We start from the raw sequence: 22,004 nt of genomic DNA, 5'->3' as shown, positions 1-22,004 counted from the left end.
GTGCGGGGGCGCGGAGGTGCGCGGGGAGGTGTGCGCGGGCGTGCGCCTCAGCCGCCCGGCGCGCGGCGGGCGGCCAGGTGCGCCGCCAGGCCGCGCCGGCCGCGTCGCATCATCACCGCGTGGTTGGCGCGGAAGAGCGGCCGGGCGGGCAGCGCGAGCCGGCGCAGCAGCGGCCTGGCCGGGCGGGTGTCCTCCTGGAACAGGGCCAGGGTGCCGCCCGCGCCGTCCTCGGTGACCGTCCAGCGCGACCAGCCGGTGAGGTCCCCGTGCATGGCCGCCTCCAGCACCCCGGCGCCGGGGTCCCGCCGGACGGCGGTGAGCCCGATGACCAACCGGTAGGGGAGCAGCGCGCGCACCAGTACCTCGCCGCGCTCCGGCCCGGTCTCCCGGACGGCCCGGATCTCCGGCCACCAGCGCGGGTACCCGGCGACGTCGGCGAGCGCCTCGAACACGTCCCGCGGCGGCGCGGCCAGCCGCCACACTCCGTGGAACCGGTAGTGGTTGGGGTCCACGGGACGCACTGTAGTGGCGCGGGCCGGGTGGAGTGGGTCACTCCGCTTGCATGCGTTCGGCGTGCAGAGGAGGATCTTTTGTGCTTGTAGTCTCATCAGTCACAGCTGCCACATTCGGCGGCTGGTCCACCAGATCCACCGGATCCGGAGCGAAGGAGTCCCGAGGATGCGGCGACCGAACTGGGTACCGGAGGGCACGGACCTGGACAAACCGAACGCCGCACGCGTCTACGACTACTACCTCGGGGGCTCGCACAACTTCGAGGTCGACCGGGAGATGGCCCGCAAGGCCATCGCGCTGTGGCCGGAACTGCCGCAGATCATGCGCTCCAACCGGGCCTTCCTGCGCCGCGCCGTCCAGTTCGCCGCCGAGCGCGGCATCGGCCGCTTCCTGGACATCGGCTCCGGCATCCCCACCTTCAACTCCGTGCACGAGATCGCCCGCGCCATCCGCCCGGAGGCGCAGGTCGTCTACGTGGACCGCGACCCGGTCGCCGTCGCGCACAGCCGCCTGCTGCTGGAGGACGACCCGGGCAGCTCCGTCGTCCAGGCCGACCTGCGGGACGTCGAGGACCTGATGTCCCGCCCCGAGGTGACCGCCCTGCTCGCCGCCGGCGAGCCGGTGGCCGTCCTGCTGGTCGCCGTCATGCACTTCGTCGAGGACGCCGAGGACCCGTGGAAGCTGGTCGCGGTGATCCGCGACGCCCTCCCGCCGGGCAGCGCCCTCGTGCTCTCCCACGCCTCCCTGGAGAGCCGCCCCGACCAGGCCGAGGACCACCAGCGGCTGTACCGGATGACGCCCACCCCGCTGACCATGCGCACCCACGAGCAGATCGCCGCGATGTTCGAGGGCTTCGAGCTGGTCGAGCCCGGCATCGTCCACCTGCCGCAGTGGCGGCCGGAGCAGCCCGGGACGGTCGGCGAGCACCCCGAGCGGATCGCCGGCGTGGCGGGCGTGGGGCTCCGTCCGTGACGGAGGCACCGGACCCGGGCAGCAGCGCCGAACGGTTCCACGAGGACTGGGCGCGGCTGCTCTCCGGTGACCACGGCACGGCGGTCCACCCCGGCCTGCTCGGCCGGCTCGTCTCGCGGACCGCGGGCCTGCTCCACCGCGCCCAGCTCGACCACCCCTTCGAACCCCACCTGGCCTCCACGGCCGGGGCCGAACTGGTCGACGCCCACTTCACCGACCCGGTGGTGCTCGCCCGGGCGGTCGAGCTGCTCCAGCGCCAACCCGCCGCCGACGGCCGCGGCCCCGCCCTGAGCGGCGCCTTCGCGGCCGGCTGGGCGGCCGCGCTGCGCGAGCGCACCCTGCGCGAGCAGGAGGCCATCCGCACCGCCGCCGACCTCGCCCGCAAGGAGGCCGAGCGGGCGCTGCGCGCCTCCGAGGCCCGCTTCCGCGCGCTGTTCGAGAGCGCCGCCATCGGCATCGGCATCGGGGACACCGGCGGCAACATCCTGGCCGCCAACAAGGCCCTCCAGGACCTCTTCGGCGCCGGCCCCGAGGACATGATCGGCCGCCGGGTCGGCGACCTCGTGCACCCCGAGGACACCGACGGCGTCTGGGAGGCCTACGAGGAGCTGATCAGCGGCAAGCGCGACTACTTCCAGTTCGACAAGCCGTACTACCGCCAGGACGGCGAGATCATCTGGACCCATCTGACGGTCTCGCTGATCCGCGACGACGACGGCGTGCCGCAGTACCAGGTCGCCATGCTGGAGGACGTCACCGACCGCTACCGGCTCCAGGACCGGCTGCGCCACCAGGCCACCCACGACCCGCTGACCGGCCTGCCCAACCGGGCCGCGTTCTTCGAACGGCTGGAGAAGCTCTTCGAGGACCCGGACCCGGGCGCCCGGTTCGGCCTCTGCTACGTCGACCTCGACGGCTTCAAGGTGGTCAACGACAGCCTCGGCCACGACACCGGCGACGAGCTGCTGTGCGCCGTCGCCGCCCGGCTGAAGGCCGCGCTCGGCCCGCTCGGACACCTGGTCGCCCGGCTCGGCGGTGACGAGTTCGTCGTCCTGCTGGAGAACAGCCGCGGCGAGCAGGAGGCGGTCGCCGCCGCCAAGACCGTGCTGAAGGCGCTCTCCGGCCCGGTGCTGATCGGCGACCACAAGCTGGCCGTCGGCGCCAGCGTCGGCGTCCTGGAGCGCCGGGTCTCCACCACCAGCCCCGGCGCCGCCGTCCGCGCCGCCGACCTGACGCTCTACCGCGCCAAGGAGGCCGGCCGGGGCCGCTGGATCCTCTTCGACCCCAAGGAGAACGCCCGCGCGGTCTCCCGCTACGCGGTCTCGGTGCGGATGCCCGCCGCCCTCGACCGCGGCGAGTTCTTCATCGACTACCAGCCGCTCTACGCGCTCGCCGACGGCCGGCTCACCGCCGTCGAGGCGCTGGTGCGCTGGCGCCACCCGCAGCTCGGCGTGCTCGGCCCGGACGAGTTCGTCACCACCGCCGAGGAGACCGGGCTGATCATGCCGCTCGGCCGCTGGGTGCTGGAGCAGGCCTGCGGCCAGGCCGCCGAGTGGATCAAGCGGTTCGGGGACGCCGCGCCCCAGCTCAACGTCAACCTGGCGGTCCGGCAGGCCCGCAGCGCCGCCCTGGTCGGCGACCTGGGCCGGATCCTGGACACCACCGGCCTCGACCCGGCCCGGCTCCAGCTGGAGATCACCGAGTCCACCGTGGTCGGCCCGGAGGACGAGGCGCTGCGCACCCTGCACGGCCTGGTCGGCCTCGGCGTCTCGCTCGCCGTGGACGACTTCGGCACCGGCTGGTCCAACCTCGCCTACCTGCGCGACCTGCCGGTCTCCGGTCTGAAGATCGCCGGCTCCTTCGTCGGCGACCTGCACGACCCGGCCAAGGACGAGGAGACCGGCTGGCGGATCGTCAGCGGGCTGGTGTCGATGGCGCACGCCCTCGGACTGACCGTCACCGCGGAGGGCGTGGAGACCGGCCGGGACGCCGAGCGGCTGCGCGTCATCGGCTGCGACTGGGCGCAGGGCTGGCACTTCGGCCGCCCGGTGCGCCCGGCCGAGATCGCCCGCCGGATCACCGAGGAGCCGTCCGGCCGCCCGGTCGGCGGCTGAGCGCCCGCCCGCCCGGCCGAGATCGCCCGCGGGGCCGAGGGGCCGCTCAGCCCACCAGCCGGGACAGCTCGATCGAGTGCCCGGTCCGCTCCGCCTTGGCGCGCAGGTAGTGGACGTTGCTCTCCGACACGTGCACGCCGGTCGGCACCCGGAGTTCGACGGTGACGCCGAGGGCGGCCAGCTGGGCGGCCTTGTCGGGGTTGTTGCTCAGCAGCTCGACCCCGCCGACGCCGAGCGCGCCGAGCATCTGGGCGGCGGCGGTGTAGTCGCGCCCGTCCTCCGGCAGGCCGAGCGCGGTGTTGGCGTCGTAGGTGTCGAGGCCGGAGTCCTGCAGGGCGTAGGCGTCCAGCTTGTTGTACAGGCCGATGCCGCGCCCCTCCTGACGCAGGTACAGCAGGTACCCGCCGGCGGTGGCGATCCGCTCGACGGCCTCGCGCAGCTGCGGGCCGCAGTCGCACCGGGCGGAGCCGAAGACGTCGCCGGTCAGGCACTCCGAGTGCAGCCGCACCAGCGGCGTCGCGCCCTCGGGCACCGTGCCGAGCGCCAGCGCCAGGTGCTCGGCCCCGTCGGCCAGCCCGTGGAAGGTGAAGACCTCCGCCTCCGTGCGGTACCCGTCCGGGAAGGCGAGCGGTATCCGCACCCGGGCCCGCACCCGTACGGCGCCGGCGGCCTGGGAGGAGTCGTTCTGCTGCAGCTGCGGCATGGCCGGGCCTTTCGTGACGGACGGTTCGGGTGGGGCTCGACTGTCGACGGTACTAGGTAGTTCCAATTTGAACAACATCCGGAAGGGGGTCCACGCGGGGTCGGCGCAGCTCACGAACGGGTTGCGGGCGGAGGTCCGCAGGGGCAGGGGCGGACAAACAGGGGGTTGCAATGAGAGACTGTGCCCGCGCGAGCGGTCCAGGAGTTGCCGCGCTGGTGTTTTTTGCGCCGTGACGCCCTCAATGGCGAGGGGACCGCCGGTGCCTTTTCCCCCGGGACTACGGGGGAGGCGCCCTGTCTGTCGATTCAGACCATGGAAGGTCCTCAGAGATGTCGGCTACCCCCGTGCCCGTTGCGTCCCACGACGCCGGGAACCCCGCCATTGAGTCGCTGTACGCCGAGGTGCTCCGCCGCAACCCCGGTGAGCCCGAGTTCCACCAGGCCGTGCACGAGGTCGTGGAGACCCTCGGCCCCGTCCTGGAGCGCCGCCCCGAGCTGGCGGACGCCCGGATCGTCGAGCGGATCGTCGAGCCCGAGCGCCAGGTGATCTTCCGCGTGCCGTGGACCGACGACCAGGGCCGGATCCACGTCAACCGCGGCTTCCGGGTGGAGTTCAACAGCGCGCTCGGCCCCTACAAGGGCGGCCTGCGCTTCCACCCCTCGGTGAACCTCGGGATCGTGAAGTTCCTGGGCTTCGAGCAGATCTTCAAGAACGCCCTGACCGGCCTCGCCATCGGCGGCGGCAAGGGCGGCTCCGACTTCGACCCCAAGGGCCGCTCGGACGCCGAGGTCATGCGCTTCTGTCAGTCCTTCATGACCGAGCTGTACCGCCACCTGGGCGAGCACACCGACGTCCCGGCCGGGGACATCGGCGTCGGCGGCCGGGAGATCGGCTACCTGTTCGGCCAGTACAAGCGGATCACCAACCGCTACGAGTCGGGCGTGCTGACCGGCAAGGGCATCGGCTGGGGCGGCTCGCAGGCCCGCACCGAGGCCACCGGCTACGGCTGCGTGATCTTCACCCAGGAGATGCTGCGCGCCCGCGGCGAGGAGCTGGACGGCCTGCGGGTCTCCGTCTCCGGCTCCGGCAACGTCGCCCTGTACGCGATCGAGAAGGCCCAGCAGCTCGGCGCGACCGTGGTGACGGCCTCCGACTCCACCGGCTTCGTGGTGGACGAGAAGGGCATCGACCTCGACCTGCTGAAGGAGATCAAGGAGGTCCGGCGCGGCCGGCTCACCGAGTACGCCCGGCTGCGCGGCGGCCACGTCCGCTACCAGGAGGGCACCGGCGTCTGGAGCGTCCCGGTGGACGTGGCGCTGCCCTGCGCGACCCAGAACGAGCTGGACGAGGCGGACGCGCTGGCGCTGGTCCGCGGCGGCGTGCGCGCCGTCGCCGAGGGCGCCAACATGCCGACCACGCCGGAGGCGGTCCGGGTGTTCCTGGAGGCCGGCGTGGCCTTCGGGCCGGGCAAGGCGGCCAACGCGGGCGGCGTCGCCACCAGCGCGCTGGAGATGCAGCAGAACGCCTCGCGCGACGAGTGGTCCTTCGAGCGGACCGAGGAGCGGCTGGCCGAGATCATGCGGAACATCCACACCGCCTGTTACACCACGGCGGAGAAGTACGGCCGCCCCGGTGACTACGTGCTGGGCGCCAACATCGCCGGCTTCGAGCTGGTGGCGGACGCCATGCTGGCGCAGGGCCTGATCTGACCCCCGGCCGCGAGGCCGCCGCACCACCGCACGACCACCCCGCCTCCCCGACCGGCCCCCGCGGCGCCGGCCGGGGAGGCGGCGCGCTTCCCGGTGGACGGGCCGGGCCACCCGACCGCGGCGGGCACCGGATGTCGGGTCCGGGCGGGTGGCCGCCGCCTACGGTGAGGAGCGTCAGAGGGAAGGACGGGGGCGGGGAACGGTGCTGGACCGGCTCAACGAGGCCATGGAGTACATCGAGGCGCATCTCGACCAGGAGGTCGACACGGCCGAACTCGCCCGGATCGCGGTGACGTCGGAGTACCACTTCCGGCGGCTGTTCTCGGCGCTCGCCGGGATGCCGCTCTCCGAGTACCTGCGCCGGCGCCGGCTCACCCTGGCCGGCGCCGAGGTGCTGGCCGGCGAGCGCACGCTGCTCGACGTCGCGGTCCGCCACGGCTACGGCTCGGGCGAGGCGTTCGCCCGGGCGTTCCGGGCGATGCACGGGGTCGGCCCCGGCGAGGCCCGGCGCTCCGGCGCGGTGCTGGTCTCCCAGCCCCGGATGTCCTTCCGCCTCATCGTCGAAGGGAGTAGCAGCATGGAGTACCGGGTCATCGAGCGGCCGGCCCTGCGGATCGTGGGCCGGCGGGCCCGGGTCCCCCTGGTCCACGAGGGGGTGAACCCGGCGATCGCCGCGTTCGTCCAGGGCCTCGGGCGGGCGGAGATCGACCGGATCACGGCCCTGTCGGAACAGGAGCCGGAGGGCATCGTCGCGGTCACCGAGTTCTTCTCGGACAGCCGGGAGGAGGGCGTACCGCTGGACTACTACCACGCGGTGGTGACCGGGGCGGAGAGCGAGGCGCCGGCGGACCTCGACGTGCGCGAGCTCCCGGCCGGCACCTGGGCGGTGTTCGCGAACAGCGGGCCGTACCCGCGCGCGCTGCAGGAGCTGTGGCGGGACGTCTTCACCCAGTGGTTCCCGTCCAACCCCTACGAGTTCCGGCACGGCCCGGAGATCCTGCGGGTGCGGCCGGACGGCGACCGGGCCGAGGCCGAGCTCTGGATCCCCGTCGTCCGGGTGGCCCAGTAGAACCGCCTCCGGGCGGCCCCCGCCCGCATGCTGGGGCGGGGGCCGTCGAGCGGAGAGTGGGAGCGGGGATGGCCAAGGCGTTCGGGTTCGTCGACTACGGCGGGCCGGAGAAGCAGGAGTTCCTGGACCGGCCGGTGCTGGAGCCCGGGCTGGGCCAGCTGGCGATCACCGTCCGGGCGGCCGGGGTGAACCCGGTCGACTGGAAGGTCCGCCGGGGCTGGCTCGGCCAGGTGCGCGAACTGCCCGCCGTGATGGGCACCGAGGCGGCCGGCGTGGTCGAGCGCGTCGGCCCCGGCGTCACCGGGTTCACCCCGGGCGACGAGGTGTTCGGGATCGCGGCGGCCGGCGCGTTCGCCGAACAGACGCTGCTGGCCGCCGCGTCCAGCGCGGTGAAGCCGGCCAAGGTCGGCTTCGACCAGGCCGCGACCCTGCCGGTGGCGGCGGCGACCGCCGACGACGCGGTCCGCGACGTCGGCGTGGGCGCCGGGCGGACCCTGCTGATCCTCGGCATCGCCGGCGGCGTCGGCAGCATGGCCGCCCAGATCGCCCGCAGCCGCGGCGTGCGCGTCATCGGCACCGCGGGCGACGCCAACCGGGAGTACGTCACCTCACTGGGCGCGGTGCAGCTTCGCTACGGCGACGGCGTCGCCGACCGGATCCGGGCAGCCGCGCCGGACGGCGTGGACGGCATCCTCGACCTGGTCGGCGGGGACGACGCCCGGGCGGCCGCCGTCACCCTGGACGACCGCTCCCGGCTGGTGTCCACCTCCGACCCGACCACCGCGCAGGAGCTCGGCGGCCGCTACATCACCCGGTCCACCAGCCCGCAGACGCTGGCCGCGCTGGCCGAACTCGTGGCGGCGGGCGAACTGGACCCGCACATCGCCGGCCGCTACCCGCTGTCCCGCGCCGCCGAGGCGGTGGCGCTCGTCGAGTCGGGGCACGCGCGCGGCAAGGTCGTCCTGGACATCGGCTGAGACAGGGCCGCGGGACAGGGGCAGAGGAAGGTCACGATGAAGCAGCAGACGGTGACGACCGGCGGCCCGTGCTGGGTCGAGCACGGCAGTGCCGATCCGGTGGCCGCCCGGCGGTTCTACGGCGAGCTGTTCGGCTGGCGGCCGGAGCCCGACGAGCGCCCCGAGGCCGGTGGCTACACGTTCATGCGGCTGGACGGCGCGGTGGCCGCGTCCGTGGCCCCGCTGTACGGCGAGGGCCAGCCGACCGCCTGGAGCGTCTCCTTCCTGGTCGAGGAGGCCGACGCCACCGCCCGCAGCGTGGTCGCGGCGGGCGGCAGCGTGGTCGTCGAGCCGATGGACGCGCTGGACTACGGCCGGTTCGCGATCGTGGCCGACCCGTCCGGCGCGGTGTTCGGGCTCTGGCAGGCGGGCCGGCTGCGCGGCGCCGAGGTGCTCAACGCGCCCGGCGCGCTCGGCTGGGTGGAACTGCTCACCCGGGATCCGGACGCCGCCCGCGCCTTCTATCCGGCGGTGTTCGGCTGGAAGGCCGGCCCGTCCGCGCAGTACACCCAGTGGGGCCTGGCCGACGGGGACTTCGGCGGCATGCTGACCATGGGCGAGGACTTCCCGTCGCAGGTGCCGCCGCACTGGCTGCCGTACTTCTCGGTCGCCGACGTGGACGTCTCGGCCGCCCGGGCCGGCGGCCTGGGCGCGCGCGTGCTGATGGCGCCGGTCGACGTACCGGGCGGCGGCCTGCGGATCGCCGTGCTGCGCGACCCGCTGGGCGCGGCGTTCGGCCTCTACTACCGCTCGGAGACCAGGGGCGCGGCCGGGGGCGCGACCGGGGGCTGACGCCGGCGCAGCGCGACCGCCGCCGCGCCGGCCGTCACCAGGACGGCCGCCAGCGGCACCGCGTCCCCCACCCGCAGGTACCAGGTGGACGTGGCCGGCGCGGTCAGCGGCACCCGCACGACCAGGGCGCCGGTGTCGTCCGTGCCCAGCCGCGCCAGCTCCCGCCCCTGCGCGTCGAAGGCCGCCGACACCCCGGTGAGCGAGGCCTGCACGGCCGGCCGGCCGGTCTCGGCGGCCCGGATCGCGGCCAGCGAGACGTGCTGCTCGGGCGCCCAGCTCCGCTGGAAGGTCGAGGTCGACGACTGGTAGACCAGCACCCGGGCGCCCTCGCGCGCCGCCGTCCGCGCCATGTCGGGGAACGCCGACTCGAAGCAGACCAGCGCCCCGACCGGCAGCGCCCGCCCCTCCCGGTCCACCGCCGGCAGCAGGTGCTGGTCGCTGCCGGGCGCCCGGTTCTCGCCCGCCGCCCGGCTGACCCCGGCGACCCAGCCGAGCACCGGCCGCAGCGGGATGTACTCGCCGAACGGCACCAGCCGGATCTTGCGGTACCGGTCGACCACGCCCTGCGGCGACACCAGCACCGCGTCCTTGGAGATCCGCCCGTCCGGCTTGCGCGCGTCCTCGCCCGCCAGCAGCTCGGCCCCGGTCGCGGCGGAGAGCGCGCGCAGCCGCCCGAGCGCCGCCGGATCGCGGTCGAGGTCGGCGGTGGTGCTGGACTCGCCCCACACCACCAGGTCCACCGGGTGCTGCCCGACCAGCGCGGCGGTGGCGCGGGCACCGGCCTCGAAACGGGCCTGCGGATCCTCGACGATCCCGGGCTGGACCAGCGCGATCCGCACCTCCTCCGCCCCCTCCGGGGCGGCCGGTGGCGCCGGCCGCAGCGCGAACAGCAGCGGCCCGGCCACCAGCGTCCCGACGGCGAACAGCGCCGCGGCGGCCCGCGGGCGCGGGTCGACGGCCGTGAGCACCACCAGCACGGCGGTGTTGACCGCCACCACGGCGGCGCTGACCAGCCAGATCCCGCCGGCCGAGGCCAGCGCCAGGACGGCCGGGTGCTGCCACTGGGTGGCGCCGAGCAGCGCCCACGGCCCGCCCAGCGCCGGCAGGGAGCGCGCGTACTCGGTGGTCAGCCAGACCGCCGCGACCACCGGCGGCGCGAGCAGCGCCCGGCGCACCGTCAGCGGCGGGCGCAGCAGCCGCCAGACCGCGAGGCCCACCCCGGCCTGCAGCGACCCGAACACCACGGCGATCAGCGGCAGGGCCGGCCCGACCGAGGACAGCAGCCAGGACATCCCGGTCAGGATGAACCCGGCGCCGAACCACCAGCCCCGCACCGCCGCCTCGCGCGGCCCCGGGGCCCGCTGCATCAGCAGCAGGCCGGGGACCAGCGCGACCCAGGCGAGCGCCGCCACCCCGGGCGCGGGGAAGGCGAGCACCGGCACCGCCCCGGCGGCGAGCGCCGCCAGCCGGGGCCGGTAACGGGCGGCGGCGGCCCGGCCGGGGCGGGCGGCGCGCCGGGCGCCGGCCGCCGTCGGGGTGACGGGACCGGAGGGGCCGTCGGGGCCGGTGAGCAGGGGAGGGCGCGGCATGATCCGTATTGTCCGCTTGGCGCGGCCCCGTCACCAGCCCCGTGATCACTCGAACGGCCTACGCCTTCGGCACGGGCTACTCGCCGTCGCCCTCCAGGTCGCCCTCGGTCTCCAGGAACGCGGCCTGCAGCTGCTCGATCAGCTCCGGGTCCGGCCGCTCCCACAGCCCCCGGCTCGCCGCCTCCAGCAGCCGCTCGCTGATCCCGTGCAGCGCCCACGGGTTGGCGCCCGCCAGGAACTCCCGGTTCACCGGGTCCAGCACGTACTCCTGGGTGAGCTTCTCGTACATCCAGTCCGCGACCACGCCGGTGGTGGCGTCGTACCCGAAGAGGTAGTCGACGGTCGCGGCCATCTCGAACGCGCCCTTGTAGCCGTGCCGCCGCATCGCCTCGATCCAGCGCGGGTTGACCACCCGGGCGCGGAAGACCCGGGCCGCCTCCTCGGTCAGGGTGCGGGTGCGGACCGTCTCCGGACGGGTGGAGTCGCCGATGTACGCGGTCGGCGCCTTGCCGGTGAGCGCGCGCACGGTGGCCACCATGCCGCCGTGGTACTGGAAGTAGTCGTCCGAGTCGGCGATGTCGTGCTCGCGGGTGTCGGTGTTCTTCGCGGCGACGGTGATCCGCTTGTACGCGGTCTCCATCTCCTCGCGGGCCGGGCGCCCGTCCAGCCCGCGTCCGTACGCGTAGCCGCCCCAGACCGTGTACACCTCGGCGAGGTCGGCGTCGGTGCGCCAGTCGCGGCTGTCGATCAGCTGCAGCAGGCCCGCGCCGTAGGTGCCGGGGCGGGAGCCGAAGACGCGCACGGTGGCCTTGCGCTCGTCGCCGTGCACGGCGAGGTCGGCCTGGACGTGGGCGCGCACGTAGTTGTCCGCCTCGGGCTCCTCCTGGGCGGCCGCCAGCCGGACGGCGTCGTCCAGCAGCGCCACCACGTGCGGGAAGGCGTCCCGGAAGAAGCCGGAGATGCGCAGCGTGACGTCGATCCGCGGGCGGCCCAGCTCGTCGAGCCCGATCGCCTCCAGGCCGGTGACCCGGCGCGAGGCGTCGTCCCAGACCGGTCGGACGCCGAGCAGCGCGAACGCCTCGGCGATGTCGTCGCCGGCGGTGCGCATCGCGCTGGTGCCCCACAGCGACAGGCCGACCGACGGCGGGTAGGCGCCGTCGTTGTCGGCCCGGTAGCGCTCGACCAGCGAGGCGGCGAGCGCCTGCCCGGTCTCCCAGGCGAGCTTGCTGGGCACCGCCTTGGGGTCGACGGAGTAGAAGTTGCGGCCGGTCGGCAGCACGTTGACCAGCCCGCGCAGCGGCGAGCCGGACGGGCCGGCCGGGACGAAGCCGCCGCGCAGCGCGTGCAGCACGGCGTCCAGCTCGCCGGTGGTCGCGGCCAGTCGCGGCACGACCTGGCCGGCGGCGAAGTCCAGCACCTCGCGGACGGCCTCCGGGAGTCCGGCGGCGACCTTCTCGACCGCCTCCGGCGCCCAGTCGGTGGCCTCCATCGCCTCGACCAGCTCGCGGGCCTTCGCCTCGGCCGCGTCGGTGGCGCCGAGGGTGGGCGCGGCCTCGTCCAGCCCGAGCGCCTCGCGCAGGCCGGGCAGCGCGCTGACGCCGCCCCAGATCTGCCGGGCGCGCAGGATGGCGAGCACGATGTTGACCCGGTCGGTGCCCACCGGGGCCTGGCCGAGGACGTGCAGGCCGTCGCGGATCTGGGCGTCCTTGATCTCGCAGAGCCAGCCGTCGACGTGCAGCAGGAAGTCGTCGAAGCCGTCGTCCTCGGGGCGCTCCTCCAGGCCGAGGTCGTGGTCGAGCCTGGCGGCCTGGATCAGCGTCCAGATCTGGGCGCGGATCGCCGGCAGCTTCGCCGGGTCCATCGCGGCGATGTTGGAGTGCTCGTCGAGCAGCTGCTCCAGGCGCGCGATGTCGCCGTAGGAGTCGGCGCGGGCCATCGGCGGCACCAGGTGGTCGACCAGGGTGGCGTGGGCGCGGCGCTTGGCCTGGGTGCCCTCGCCCGGGTCGTTGACCAGGAACGGGTAGACCAGCGGCAGGTCGCCGAGCACCGCGTCCGGGCCGCACTCGGCGGACAGCGCGGCCGTCTTGCCGGGCAGCCACTCCAGGTTGCCGTGCTTGCCGAGGTGGACCACGGCGTCGGCGCCGAAGCCGCCGTCGGACTGCGCGGCGGCGATCCAGCGGTAGGCGGCCAGGTAGTGGTGGGACGGCGGGAGGTCCGGGTCGTGGTAGATCGCGACCGGGTTCTCGCCGAAGCCGCGCGGCGGCTGGATGAGCACCAGCAGGTTCCCGGAGCGGATCGCGGCGAGCACGATGTCGCCGTCCGGGTTCTGCGAGCGGTCGACGTACAGCTCGCCGGGGGCCGGGCCCCAGTGCTCCTCGACCCGGGTGCGCAGGCCCTCGGGCAGACCGGCGTACCAGCGGCGGTAGTCGGCGGCCGGGATGCGCACCGGGTTGCGGGCGAGCTGGTCCTCGGTGAGCCAGTCCTGGTCGTAGCCGCCGGCCGCGATCAGCGCGTGGATGAGGGCGTCGCCCTCGTGGCCGTCGTCGGTGTCGGTGTCCAGGCCCGGCAGGTCGTCGCCGAGGTCCATGCCCTGCGCGCGCAGCGCGGTCAGCAGCCGGATCGCGCTGGCCGGGGTGTCCAGGCCGACGGCGTTGCCGACCCGGGCGTGCTTGGTCGGGTACGCGGACAGCACCAGCGCGAGGCGGCGCTCGGCGGCCGGGACGTGCCGCAGCCGGGCGTGCGCGACCGCGGTCCCGGCGACCCGGGCGGCGCGCTCCTCGTCGGCGGCGTAGACGGTCAGGCCGTCCTCGTCCAGCTCCTTGAAGGAGAACGGGACGGTGATCAGCCGGCCGTCGAACTCCGGCACCGCGATCTGGGTGGCGGTGTCCAGCGGGGACAGGCCGTCGTCGCTGGCCTCCCACTGGGCGCGCGACCAGGTCAGGCAGAGCGCCTGGAGGATCGGCCGGTCCAGCGCGGCCAGCGCGCCGGCGTCCCAGGCCTCCTCGTCGCCGCCGGCCTGCGCGTCGGCGGGGCGGGTGCCGCCGGCCGCGAGCACGGTGGTGACCAGGGCGTCGGCCTCGCCGAGGGCGGCCAGCAGCTCCGGCTCGGCGCCGCGCAGCGAGGCGCAGTAGTACGCCCGGGCCTGCGCGCCGCGGTCCTCGATCGCCCGGCAGAGGGTCTCCACGAAGGCGGTGTTGCCGCTCATGTGGTGGGCGCGGTAGTAGAGCACCGCGACGGTCGGGCCCCCGGCGGTGCGGGCCTCGCGCTCCAGCGGGCCCCAGGCCGGGGCGGAGGCGGGCGGGGCGAAGCCGTGGCCGGTGAGCAGCACGGTGTCGGAGAGGAAGGCGGCCAGCTCGGCGAGGTTGGCCGCGCCGCCGTGCGCCAGGTAGGCGTGCGCCTCGGCGGCGATGCCGGCCGGGACGGTGGACAGCTCCATCAGCTGGGCGTCGGGGGCCTGTTCGCCGGTCAGCACGACCACCGGGCGGGGGCCGGCGAGCAGCGTGTCCAGGCCCTCCTGCCAGGCGCGCCGGCCGCCGAGCAGCCGGACCACGACCAGGTCGGTGCCCTCCAGCAGGGCGGGCAGGTCCTCGGGCGTCAGCCGCGCCGGGTTGCCGAGCCGGTAGCGGACCGGTCCGTCGGAGGCCCGGGCGCTCAGCAGGTCGGTGTCGGACGTCGACAGCAGCAGGATCATGCGAGGGCCCTCCCGGCCTCTCCGGCGGACATGGGGGCCGGCACGGGGGCGGGTGCGAGGGCAGGCATGGGCATGGGCGACCGCGGGATCGCGGGCATGCGGCGGCGCATGGCATCAAGCCTTCCTCGGGGTCCGCGCCCCGGGCCGGTGGAGGACGGCAGGAGTTCCTGGCTCCCGCGACTCCCCGGACTCCCGGTGAACCGCGGTCACAGTGGCGGGACCGCACCGGGTTCGCACCGGTTTCCTCCCCTGCGCCGTCGCTGGCGTGCGGACGGTCCGCGGGACCGTCCGCGAGCATCGTACGGGGTGCGGCGGGCCTGGGGGAGTGCAGGTCACGGGGCGCCGGGCGGGGCCGGACGTGTGATCGACGGTACGGCGTCAACCCGACGGAGCATCTGTATGCTCGCCGCCATGCCTCCCGAACCCGACGCCGCCGCGCCGGGCGCCGCCGTGCCCGACCGGGCGCTGACGGACGCCTGCCCCGGGGCCCTTCGTCTGCACCCGGCCGACGACGGCGCCCTGGCCCGGGTGCGGCTGCCCGGCGGCATGCTGACGGTCCGTCAGGCGCTCGCGCTGGCCGACGCGGCGCAGGAACTGGGGGACGGCCGGCTGGAGATCACCTCGCGCGGCAACGTCCAGCTGCGCGGCCTGGCTTCGGACTGCGGCGGCGAACTCGGCGGACGGCTGCGCGCCGCCGGCCTGCTGCCCTCCGACACCCACGAACGCGTCCGCAACATCGTCGCCTCGCCCGGCCCCGCCCCCGGCCTCGCCGATGTGCACGCCTGGGCCCGCGACCTCGACCTGGCGCTGTGCGCCAGCCCCTGGGCGACCGGCCTGTCCGGCAAGTTCCTGTTCGCCCTGGACGGCGGCGGCGGCGACGTCGCCGCGCTGGACGCCGATGTGACATTGATCGCAGGCCCGGACGGCACCGCCCTGCTGCGCCTGGGCCGGGCCGCCACCGTGCGGCCGGTGCCCGCCGGGTCCGCGCCCGCCGCGGCCCTCGAGGCCGCCCGCGCCTTCCTGGAGGCGCAGCGCGCCGCCGGGGTGCGGGCCTGGCACCTGCGCGAGGTGCCCGAACTGCTGGCGCCCGGCCCGCTGCCGATGCCCGTGCTGCCCGGGACCCGCCCACCACTGGGCGCCGTGTCCGGCGGCGGCGCGTCCACAGGCCCGAACGCCGGTCCGCACGGTTCGCACGCGGGCCTGCACGTCGGCCTGCGTTTCGGCCTGGCCACGGCCGGGCAGTGGCGGACCCTGGTCGACGCCGCCGAGGGCGGGCTGCGGCTCACCCCCTGGCGCGGCGCGGTGCTGCCCGGCGCCGGCGCCGGACGGCTGGCCGGGCTGGCCGCGGCCGGTTTCCGGACCGAGGCCGGGACGGCCTGGGACGGCGCGAGCGCCTGCACCGGGCTGCCGGGCTGCGCGAAGTCGCAGGCCGACGTCCGGGCCGACGCGGCCCGGGCGCTGGACGGCGCCCCGGCGGGCCCCGGCGGCCTGCCGGTGCACTGGTCGGGCTGCGAGCGCCGCTGCGGCCACCCCGCAGGCCGCCGGGTGGACGTGCTGGCGACCGGGCGCGGGTACCGGGTGGCGGTGGAAGGTGCGCCGCAGGGGCGGGACACCGCCGTGGAAGTGACGAACGAGGAGATGGCCGCGGCGGTCGCCGCGGCCCGGAGGACCACCACGTGATCGAGTACGAGAAGGACGGCGCGTCCATCTACCGCCAGTCCTTTGCCACCATCCGGGCCGAGGCCGACCTCGCCGCGCTGCCGGCGGACGTCTCCCAGGTCGCGGTGCGGATGATCCACGCCTGCGGCATGGTCGACCTGGTCGAGGACCTGGTGTACTCGCCGGGCGTGGTCGCCTCCGCGCGCGCCGCCCTGCGCGCCGGTGCGCCGATCCTGTGCGACGTCAACATGGTCGCCAGCGGCGTCACGCGCAAGCGGCTGCCGGCCGGCAACGAGGTGATCTGCACGCTCGCCGACCCGTCCGTGCCCGAGCTGGCCCGGGCGATGGGCAACACCCGCAGCGCCGCCGCGATGGAGCTGTGGCTGCCCCGGCTGGAGGGCGCCGTGGTCGCCGTCGGCAACGCGCCGACCTCGCTCTTCCGCCTGCTGGAGCTGATCGAGGCCGGCGCCCCGCGCCCGGCCGCGGTGATCGGCGTACCGGTCGGCTTCATCGGCGCGGCCGAGTCCAAGGAGGCCCTGGCCGCCCACCCGGCCGGCCTGGAGCACCTGGTGGTCCGCGGCCGGCGCGGCGGCAGCGCGATGGCCGCCGCCGCGATCAACGCGATTGCGAGCGAGGAAGAATGACGGATCGTCAGATGGAGGACCGGAGCACCACCGGCCGGCTCTACGGCGTGGGCCTCGGTCCCGGCGACCCCTCGCTGGTGACCGTCCGCGCCGCCGAACTCATCGGCCGGGCCGACGTGGTGGCGTACCACAGTGCCCGGCACGGCCGGTCCATCGCCCGGTCCATCGCCGAACGCTATCTGACGGGCAGTCAGATCGAGGAGCCGCTGGTCTACCCGATCACCGTCGAGACCACCGACCACCCCGGCGGCTACCGGGGCGCGCTGGACGACTTCTACGAGGAGGCCGCCGCCCGGCTGGCAGCCCACCTGGACGCCGGCCGCGACGTCGTGGTGCTCGCCGAGGGGGACCCGTTCTTCTACGGTTCCTACCAGCACATGCACAAGCGCCTGGCGCACCGCTACCCGACCGAGGTGGTGCCCGGCGTGACCTCGGTCAGCGCCGCCGCCGCCCGGCTCGGCCAGCCGCTCACCGAGGCCGAGGAGACGCTCACCGTCATCCCCGGCACCCTGCCGGAGGAGGAGCTGACCGCGCGGCTGGCCGCCGCCGACTCCGCCGTCGTGATGAAGCTCGGCCGCACCTTCCCCACCGTGCGCCGCGCCCTGGAGCGGGCCGGCCGGCTGGCCGACGCCCAGTACGTCGAGCGGGCGTTCATGGCCGGTGAGCGGACGGCGCCGCTGGCCTCGGTCGACCCCGAGGGCGTGCCCTACTTCTCGGTGGCCGTGCTGCCCAGCAGGGTCGCCCCGCTGGAGCCCCCGGCGCCCGACCTGAGCGGACCCGGCAGCGTCACCGTCGTCGGCACCGGCCCGGCCGGCCCGCTCTGGCTCACCCCCGAGGCCCGCGGCGCGCTGTCCGCCGCCACCGACCTGGTCGGCTACACCACCTACCTGGACCGGGTGCCGGTGCGCCCCGGCCAGGCCCGGCACGGCTCCGACAACAAGGTGGAGTCCGAGCGCGCCGAGTTCGCCCTCGACCTGGCCCGCCGCGGCCACCGGGTGGTGGTGGTCTCCTCCGGCGACCCGGGCGTCTTCGCGATGGCCACCGCCGTCCTGGAGGTCGCCTGCGAGGAGGCCTACCGGGACGTCCCGGTGCGGATCGTGCCCGGCATGACCGCCGCCCACGCGGCCGCCTCCCGGGCCGGTGCCCCGCTCGGCCACGACTACGCGGTGGTCTCGCTCTCCGACCGCCTCAAGCCCTGGGACGTCGTCGCCGCCCGGCTGCGCGCCGCGGCCGCGGCGGACCTCGTGCTCGCCCTCTACAACCCCGGCTCGAAGTCCCGCACCACCCAGGTCGGCCTCGCCCGCGACCTCCTCCTGGAGTACCGGGCGCCCGGGACCCCGGTGGTGCTGGCCCGCGACGTCGGCGGCCCCACCGAGCGGGTGCGCACCGTCCGCCTCGCCGACCTCGACCCCGCCGAGGTCGACATGCGCACCATCCTCCTGATCGGCTCCTCCCAGACCCGGCACGTCCCCCGCCCCCCGCACCCGGACGTCACCTGGACCCCCCGCCGCTACCCGGAGGCCTGACCCGGCGCGGGCCCGGGCCTCCACGCGGGCCCGGGCCGGCCGTACTCAGCTGCCGTCGGTCCAGTACTGCTGCAACCTGGCCAGGGCCTCCTCCCGGGAGAGCCCGGCCACGGTCGCCTCGGTGAGCCCGACCCGATGGAGCAGCAGGTAGACGAGGTCGGCCGGCAGGGACTCCTTGGGCGGCTCGGGCGCACTCCGGCCGGGAATCCGGCCGAGCTGCACACAGTCCCAGAACTCGTCCTCCGTGACATCGAGTTGGTCGCGGAGGATGTGGCTCCACATGGACGGGCCGTAGGCCGTCCGGTCCACCGGGTGGGAGATCCGGGTTCGCAGGATCCGGCCGTCGCGGAGCGACAGCTCGTACGTGACGTGATGGGTGCCGGTCCGTCCGCGCGCGTCGCGGACCCGGTCCCAGCCTTCGGTCCGGCAGAACCGGTCGTGGCGTTCCCGGTCGGGCTGCGGGTGCGTCACCGCTCGACCCCCACCAGCCAGGCGGCGAGCTGATCGTCGTCGCTCAGCGAGACCAACTGCACCAGCCCCCAGTGGTCCAGGTGGTTGGGGGCGGTCCGCAGCCGGTCCTGCCAGTCTTCGGCGTACTCGCGCAGCGCCTGCACCATCTCCGCTATGGCCTCGTCGAAACTCGCCCCGTCGGCTGCCACCGGCAGGCCGGGGATGAACACGGACCAGCCGTCGGCCTCCGCCACGACCTCGGCCTTCGACGGGCAGACCGTCGCGAGGTAGTGGCGCAGCCGTTCGACGTCCACCACTGCCGCTCGGCCGGACTCCCGCCGCACTGTCGCCACCCGGCCCTCGGCCGCGGCGTCGAGCAGGTCCTTGAGGTGCGTACGGGCCTCGGTGTAGCTGTCGAAGTGGACTGCGGACATGGCTGCCTCCTCGGTGGTCCTCCGTCCAGCGTGCACATGCACGGGGCGTACGTCAAGTACTTGAGGTACGCCGGGCCGGGGCGGGCCGCGAACCCGGCCGCGCCACAGGTCGGGCGGCAGGGGAGGATGGAGCACGTTTGCGGATGCGATCGGGATGCGAGGAGACCGTCGTGAGCGAGGTCGGTGGGCGGGCCGGGCAGCTGAGGAGCAGTGGGCTGAGGCACGGCTGGACGACCGGGGCGTGTGCCACGGCGGCGACCAAGGCGGCGTACCGGGCGCTGCTCACCGGGGAGTTCCCGGACCCGGTGGAGATCGTCCTGCCGAAGGGGCAGCGGCCGGCGTTCGCGCTGGCGGCGGAGGGGCTGACCGAGGACGCGGGCGGCCGGCGGGCGATGGCCGGGGTGGTGAAGGACGCCGGGGACGACCCCGATGTGACGCACGGCGCGCTGGTGCGGTCCACGGTGTGGGCCGGGGAGCCGGGCACGGGCGTGGTGTTCCGGGCCGGGCCGGGCGTGGGCACCGTCACCAAGCCCGGGCTGCCGCTGCCGGTCGGCGAGCCGGCCGTCAACCCGGTGCCCCGGCAGCTGATCCGGGAGGCGGTCGCCGAGGTGGCGGCCGAGTGCGGGGGTGGCGGGGACGTGGTGGTGGAGATCTCCGTCGACCACGGCGAGGAGATCGCCCGCTCCACCTGGAACCCCCGGCTGGGCATTCTTGGCGGGCTCTCCATCCTCGGCACCACCGGGATCGTCGTCCCCTACTCCTGCTCCGCCTGGATCGACTCGATCCGGCGCGGGGTGGACGTGGCGCGCGCCGCGGGCCGCACCCATGTGGCCGGGTGCACCGGCTCGACCTCGGAGCGGACGGCCGTCGCCGTGCACGGCCTGCCCGAGGACGCGCTGCTCGACATGGGCGACTTCGCCGGCGCGGTGCTCAAGTATCTCAAGCGCCACCCGGTGCCGCGGCTGACCATCGCCGGCGGCTTCGCCAAGCTCTCCAAGCTCGCCGCCGGCCACCTCGACCTGCACTCGGCGCGCTCCCAGGTGGACAAGGGCTACCTGGCCGCACTCGCCCGCACGGGCGGCGCGGACGAGGAACTGGCGGCGGCGGTCGCGGCGGCCAACACCGGGCTGGAGGCGATCCGGCTCTGCCGGGCGGCCGGGGTGCCGCTGGGCGACCTGGTGGCGGAGGCGGCGCGGGCCACCGCGCTCGGGGTGCTGGTGGGTTCGCCGGTGGTGGTGGACGTCATCTGCATCGACCGGGCCGGGACGATCGTCGGCCGGGCGGAGCCGCTCGGGGCGTGAGCGCTCCGCCTTCGTGTCTCAGGTCTGTCCCAGGAACTTCGCTGTGATGTGAAGATCTGACGCTCATACGGGGTGAGAAACGGACAAAAGTCACGCCACGCCAGGGGTCGGTTCTGTCGCTATCTCAGCCATGAGATATGGTCTGGCGAGTGACAGGCGACTACCTCACCCGTATCGGCACCCTCATCCGTACCGCGCGTCAGCACCGCGGCTGGTCCCAGGCTCAGCTCGGCGAGGCCCTCGGCACCAGCCAGAGCGCGGTCAACCGCATCGAGCAGGGCAAGCAGAACGTCAGCCTTGAGATGATCGCTCGCATCGGCGAAGCGCTCGACAGCGAGATCGTCTCCCTCGGCTACGCCGGCCCGATGCACCTGCGGGTCGCCGGCGGCACCACCCTCTCCGGCGCGATCGACGTCCGCAGCAGCAAGAACGCCTGCGTGGCCATCCTCTGCGCCTCGCTGCTGACCACCGGCCGCACCACCCTGCGCAGCGTGGCCCGCATCGAGGAGGTCTACCGGATCCTCGAGGTGCTCACCAGCATCGGCGTCAGGAGCCGCTGGATCAACGACGGCCGCGACCTCGAACTCACCCCGCCCGCCGAGCTCGACCTCGCCGGCATGGACGTCGAGGCCGCCCGCCGCACCCGCAGCGTGCTGATGTTCCTCGGCCCGCTGATGCACCGGGCCGACACCTTCGCCATCCCCTACGCGGGCGGCTGCGACCTCGGCACCCGCACCGTCCAGCCGCACCTCACCGCGCTGCGCCGGTTCGGCCTGGAGGTCGCCACCACCGGCGGCGCCTACCACGCCTCCGTCCAGCCCGGCGCCCCGCTGGACCGCCCGATCGTGCTGACCGAGCGCGGGGACACCGTCACCGAGAACGCCCTGCTCGCCGCCGCCCGCCACGACGGCGTCAGCGTCATCCGCAACGCCTCGCCCAACTACATGGTCCAGGACCTCTGCTTCTTCCTGGAGAAGCTGGGCGTGCGGATCGAGGGCATCGGCACCACCACCCTCACCGTGCACGGCGTCCCGCAGATCACCTGCGACGTCGACTACACGCCGGCCGAGGACCCGGTCGAGGCGATGAGCCTGCTCGCCGCCGCCGTGGTCACCTCCTCCGAGCTGACCGTCCGCCGGGTGCCGATCGAGTTCCTGGAGATCGAGCTCGCGGTGCTGGAGGGCATGGGCCTGGACTACGACCGCACCCCGGAGTACGCCGCCCACAACGGCCGCACCCGGCTGGTCGACCTCACCGTGCGCCCCTCCAAGCTCACCGCGCCGGTCGACACCATCCACCCGATGCCCTTCCCCGGCATCAACATCGACAACGTGCCGTTCTTCGCCGCCATCGCCGCGGCCGCCCACGGCACCACGATGATCCACGACTGGGTCTACGACAACCGCGCCATCTACCTCACCGAACTCACCCGCCTCGGCGCGGACATCAAGCTCCTCGACCCGCACCGCGTCCTGGTCCAGGGCCCGACCCGCTGGCGCGCCGCCGAGATGGTCTGCCCGCCGGCCCTGCGCCCCGCCGTGGTCATCCTCCTCGCGATGCTCGCCGCCAAGGGCACCTCGGTCCTGCGCAACGTCTACGTCATCAACCGCGGCTACGAGGACCTCGCCGAGCGCCTCAACTCCATCGGCGCCCAGATCGAGACCTTCCGCGACATCTGATCCGGATCCGGTTCCCCCGGGGCCGGGGGCGGCCCCCGGGGGGCCCCGCCCGGCCCCGGGGAACCGCGCACCGGCCCGGCGAACAACCCCCCCCCCACGGCGGGGGGGGGGGTGGCCCCCGGCGGCCGGGCAACCGGGCCCCC

General features: G+C 75.0%; 17 protein-coding genes and 1 riboswitch. Of the genes, 11 read left to right on the top strand and 6 right to left on the bottom strand.

Annotated elements, in window-relative coordinates; genetic code table 11:
- Positions 1 to 47 precede the first annotated feature (47 nt).
- On the bottom strand, positions 48 to 512 hold the full coding sequence (locus ACFVUH_RS00580; RefSeq protein WP_355374739.1) for an SRPBCC family protein: 465 nt from the start codon (positions 510 to 512) through the stop codon (positions 48 to 50).
- A 166-nt stretch (positions 513 to 678) separates the two neighbouring features.
- Between ACFVUH_RS00580 and ACFVUH_RS00575 the strand changes: the two genes are divergently transcribed.
- Positions 679 to 1,485, top strand: a complete 807-nt coding sequence (locus ACFVUH_RS00575) for an SAM-dependent methyltransferase (protein ID WP_387910184.1) — start codon at positions 679 to 681, stop codon at positions 1,483 to 1,485.
- Complete coding sequence (locus tag ACFVUH_RS00570; protein WP_355374745.1) at positions 1,482 to 3,599, top strand: EAL domain-containing protein; 2,118 nt, start codon at positions 1,482 to 1,484, stop codon at positions 3,597 to 3,599. Before ACFVUH_RS00575 ends, ACFVUH_RS00570 begins: the two co-directional genes overlap by 4 nt.
- A 46-nt stretch (positions 3,600 to 3,645) precedes the next feature.
- Here the strand turns inward: ACFVUH_RS00570 and ribA are convergent, their stop codons facing one another.
- The gene (gene ribA, locus ACFVUH_RS00565) at positions 3,646 to 4,302 is read right to left on the bottom strand and encodes a GTP cyclohydrolase II (protein WP_355374748.1); all 657 of its coding nucleotides are present in this window, start codon (positions 4,300 to 4,302) and stop codon (positions 3,646 to 3,648) included.
- A gap of 329 nt (positions 4,303 to 4,631) precedes the next feature.
- On the opposite strand from ribA, the gene gdhA reads away from it, so the two are divergent.
- The 4 genes from gdhA (at position 4,632) to ACFVUH_RS00545 (ending at position 8,888) form a co-directional block, all read left to right on the top strand.
- Positions 4,632 to 6,011, top strand: a complete 1,380-nt coding sequence (gene gdhA, locus ACFVUH_RS00560; protein WP_355374751.1) for an NADP-specific glutamate dehydrogenase — start codon at positions 4,632 to 4,634, stop codon at positions 6,009 to 6,011.
- A gap of 202 nt (positions 6,012 to 6,213) precedes the next feature.
- A complete protein-coding gene (locus ACFVUH_RS00555; protein ID WP_387910181.1) occupies positions 6,214 to 7,080 on the top strand; it encodes a GyrI-like domain-containing protein in 867 nt (288 codons plus the stop codon).
- Between the two features lie 68 nt (positions 7,081 to 7,148).
- On the top strand, positions 7,149 to 8,057 hold the full coding sequence (locus tag ACFVUH_RS00550; protein WP_387910179.1) for an NADP-dependent oxidoreductase: 909 nt from the start codon (positions 7,149 to 7,151) through the stop codon (positions 8,055 to 8,057).
- 36 nt (positions 8,058 to 8,093) lie between these two features.
- A complete protein-coding gene (locus ACFVUH_RS00545; protein WP_387910177.1) occupies positions 8,094 to 8,888 on the top strand; it encodes a VOC family protein in 795 nt (264 codons plus the stop codon).
- Here the strand turns inward: ACFVUH_RS00545 and lnt are convergent.
- Positions 8,840 to 10,477, bottom strand: coding sequence for an apolipoprotein N-acyltransferase (lnt, locus tag ACFVUH_RS00540; protein ID WP_387910175.1), 1,638 nt, complete (start codon positions 10,475 to 10,477; stop codon positions 8,840 to 8,842). The genes ACFVUH_RS00545 and lnt overlap by 49 nt on opposite strands.
- A 76-nt stretch (positions 10,478 to 10,553) precedes the next feature.
- Positions 10,554 to 14,168 (bottom strand): cobaltochelatase subunit CobN, encoded by a 3,615-nt coding sequence (gene cobN, locus ACFVUH_RS00535; protein WP_387910173.1) that lies wholly within the window; start codon positions 14,166 to 14,168, stop codon positions 10,554 to 10,556.
- Positions 14,169 to 14,329: 161 nt separating this feature from the next.
- A riboswitch (cobalamin riboswitch) is annotated at positions 14,330 to 14,415 on the bottom strand.
- A gap of 164 nt (positions 14,416 to 14,579) precedes the next feature.
- Here cobN and ACFVUH_RS00530 point away from each other — a divergent pair.
- From ACFVUH_RS00530 to ACFVUH_RS00520, 3 genes are read left to right on the top strand one after another with little or no spacing between them, the layout of a single operon-like run.
- Positions 14,580 to 15,848: a cobalamin biosynthesis protein CobG gene (locus tag ACFVUH_RS00530; protein WP_387910171.1), complete on the top strand. Its 1,269-nt coding sequence runs from the start codon at positions 14,580 to 14,582 to the stop codon at positions 15,846 to 15,848.
- On the top strand, positions 15,845 to 16,471 hold the full coding sequence (locus ACFVUH_RS00525; protein ID WP_387910169.1) for a precorrin-8X methylmutase: 627 nt from the start codon (positions 15,845 to 15,847) through the stop codon (positions 16,469 to 16,471). Before ACFVUH_RS00530 ends, ACFVUH_RS00525 begins: the two co-directional genes overlap by 4 nt.
- A complete protein-coding gene (locus ACFVUH_RS00520; protein ID WP_387910167.1) occupies positions 16,468 to 17,997 on the top strand; it encodes a precorrin-2 C(20)-methyltransferase in 1,530 nt (509 codons plus the stop codon). Before ACFVUH_RS00525 ends, ACFVUH_RS00520 begins: the two co-directional genes overlap by 4 nt.
- 45 nt (positions 17,998 to 18,042) lie before the next feature.
- Here ACFVUH_RS00520 and ACFVUH_RS00515 read toward each other — a convergent pair whose 3' ends face one another.
- The gene (locus ACFVUH_RS00515) at positions 18,043 to 18,468 is read right to left on the bottom strand and encodes a cytotoxic translational repressor of toxin-antitoxin stability system (protein ID WP_387910165.1); all 426 of its coding nucleotides are present in this window, start codon (positions 18,466 to 18,468) and stop codon (positions 18,043 to 18,045) included.
- Entirely contained in the window at positions 18,465 to 18,881 is a 417-nt protein-coding gene (locus ACFVUH_RS00510) for a prevent-host-death protein (RefSeq protein ID WP_387910163.1), read from the bottom strand. The genes ACFVUH_RS00515 and ACFVUH_RS00510 overlap by 4 nt, the downstream gene beginning before the upstream one ends.
- Positions 18,882 to 19,024: 143 nt before the next feature.
- Here ACFVUH_RS00510 and ACFVUH_RS00505 point away from each other — a divergent pair, with 143 nt between their 5' ends.
- Together ACFVUH_RS00505 and ACFVUH_RS00500 are read left to right on the top strand one after the other, a co-directional pair.
- Positions 19,025 to 20,182 (top strand): cobalt-precorrin-5B (C(1))-methyltransferase, encoded by a 1,158-nt coding sequence (locus ACFVUH_RS00505; RefSeq protein ID WP_387910161.1) that lies wholly within the window; start codon positions 19,025 to 19,027, stop codon positions 20,180 to 20,182.
- 149 nt (positions 20,183 to 20,331) lie between these two features.
- Positions 20,332 to 21,861 carry a UDP-N-acetylglucosamine 1-carboxyvinyltransferase gene (locus ACFVUH_RS00500; RefSeq protein WP_355374783.1) on the top strand — a complete coding sequence of 510 codons (1,530 nt, stop codon included), beginning with the start codon at positions 20,332 to 20,334 and terminating at the stop codon, positions 21,859 to 21,861.
- The last annotated feature ends 143 nt before the right edge of the window (positions 21,862 to 22,004 follow it).

The organism is Kitasatospora sp. NPDC058032, from assembly GCF_042885845.1.
GTDB lineage: Bacteria > Actinomycetota > Actinomycetes > Streptomycetales > Streptomycetaceae > Kitasatospora.
Note: the sequence above shows the minus strand (reverse complement) of the source record. Positions and strands in the feature narration are given on the sequence as shown.

Coding starts and splice junctions, on each gene's coding strand:
- ACFVUH_RS00545 (WP_387910177.1), top strand. CDS start 8,094: ATGAAGCAGCAGACGGTGACGACCGGCGGCCCGTGCTGGGTCGAGCAC.
- gdhA (WP_355374751.1), top strand. CDS start 4,632: ATGTCGGCTACCCCCGTGCCCGTTGCGTCCCACGACGCCGGGAACCCC.
- cobN (WP_387910173.1), bottom strand. CDS start 14,168: ATGATCCTGCTGCTGTCGACGTCCGACACCGACCTGCTGAGCGCCCGG.
- ACFVUH_RS00505 (WP_387910161.1), top strand. CDS start 19,025: ATGCGATCGGGATGCGAGGAGACCGTCGTGAGCGAGGTCGGTGGGCGG.
- ribA (WP_355374748.1), bottom strand. CDS start 4,302: ATGCCGCAGCTGCAGCAGAACGACTCCTCCCAGGCCGCCGGCGCCGTA.
- ACFVUH_RS00520 (WP_387910167.1), top strand. CDS start 16,468: ATGACGGATCGTCAGATGGAGGACCGGAGCACCACCGGCCGGCTCTAC.
- ACFVUH_RS00550 (WP_387910179.1), top strand. CDS start 7,149: ATGGCCAAGGCGTTCGGGTTCGTCGACTACGGCGGGCCGGAGAAGCAG.
- ACFVUH_RS00530 (WP_387910171.1), top strand. CDS start 14,580: ATGCCTCCCGAACCCGACGCCGCCGCGCCGGGCGCCGCCGTGCCCGAC.
- lnt (WP_387910175.1), bottom strand. CDS start 10,477: ATGCCGCGCCCTCCCCTGCTCACCGGCCCCGACGGCCCCTCCGGTCCC.
- ACFVUH_RS00510 (WP_387910163.1), bottom strand. CDS start 18,881: ATGTCCGCAGTCCACTTCGACAGCTACACCGAGGCCCGTACGCACCTC.
- ACFVUH_RS00575 (WP_387910184.1), top strand. CDS start 679: ATGCGGCGACCGAACTGGGTACCGGAGGGCACGGACCTGGACAAACCG.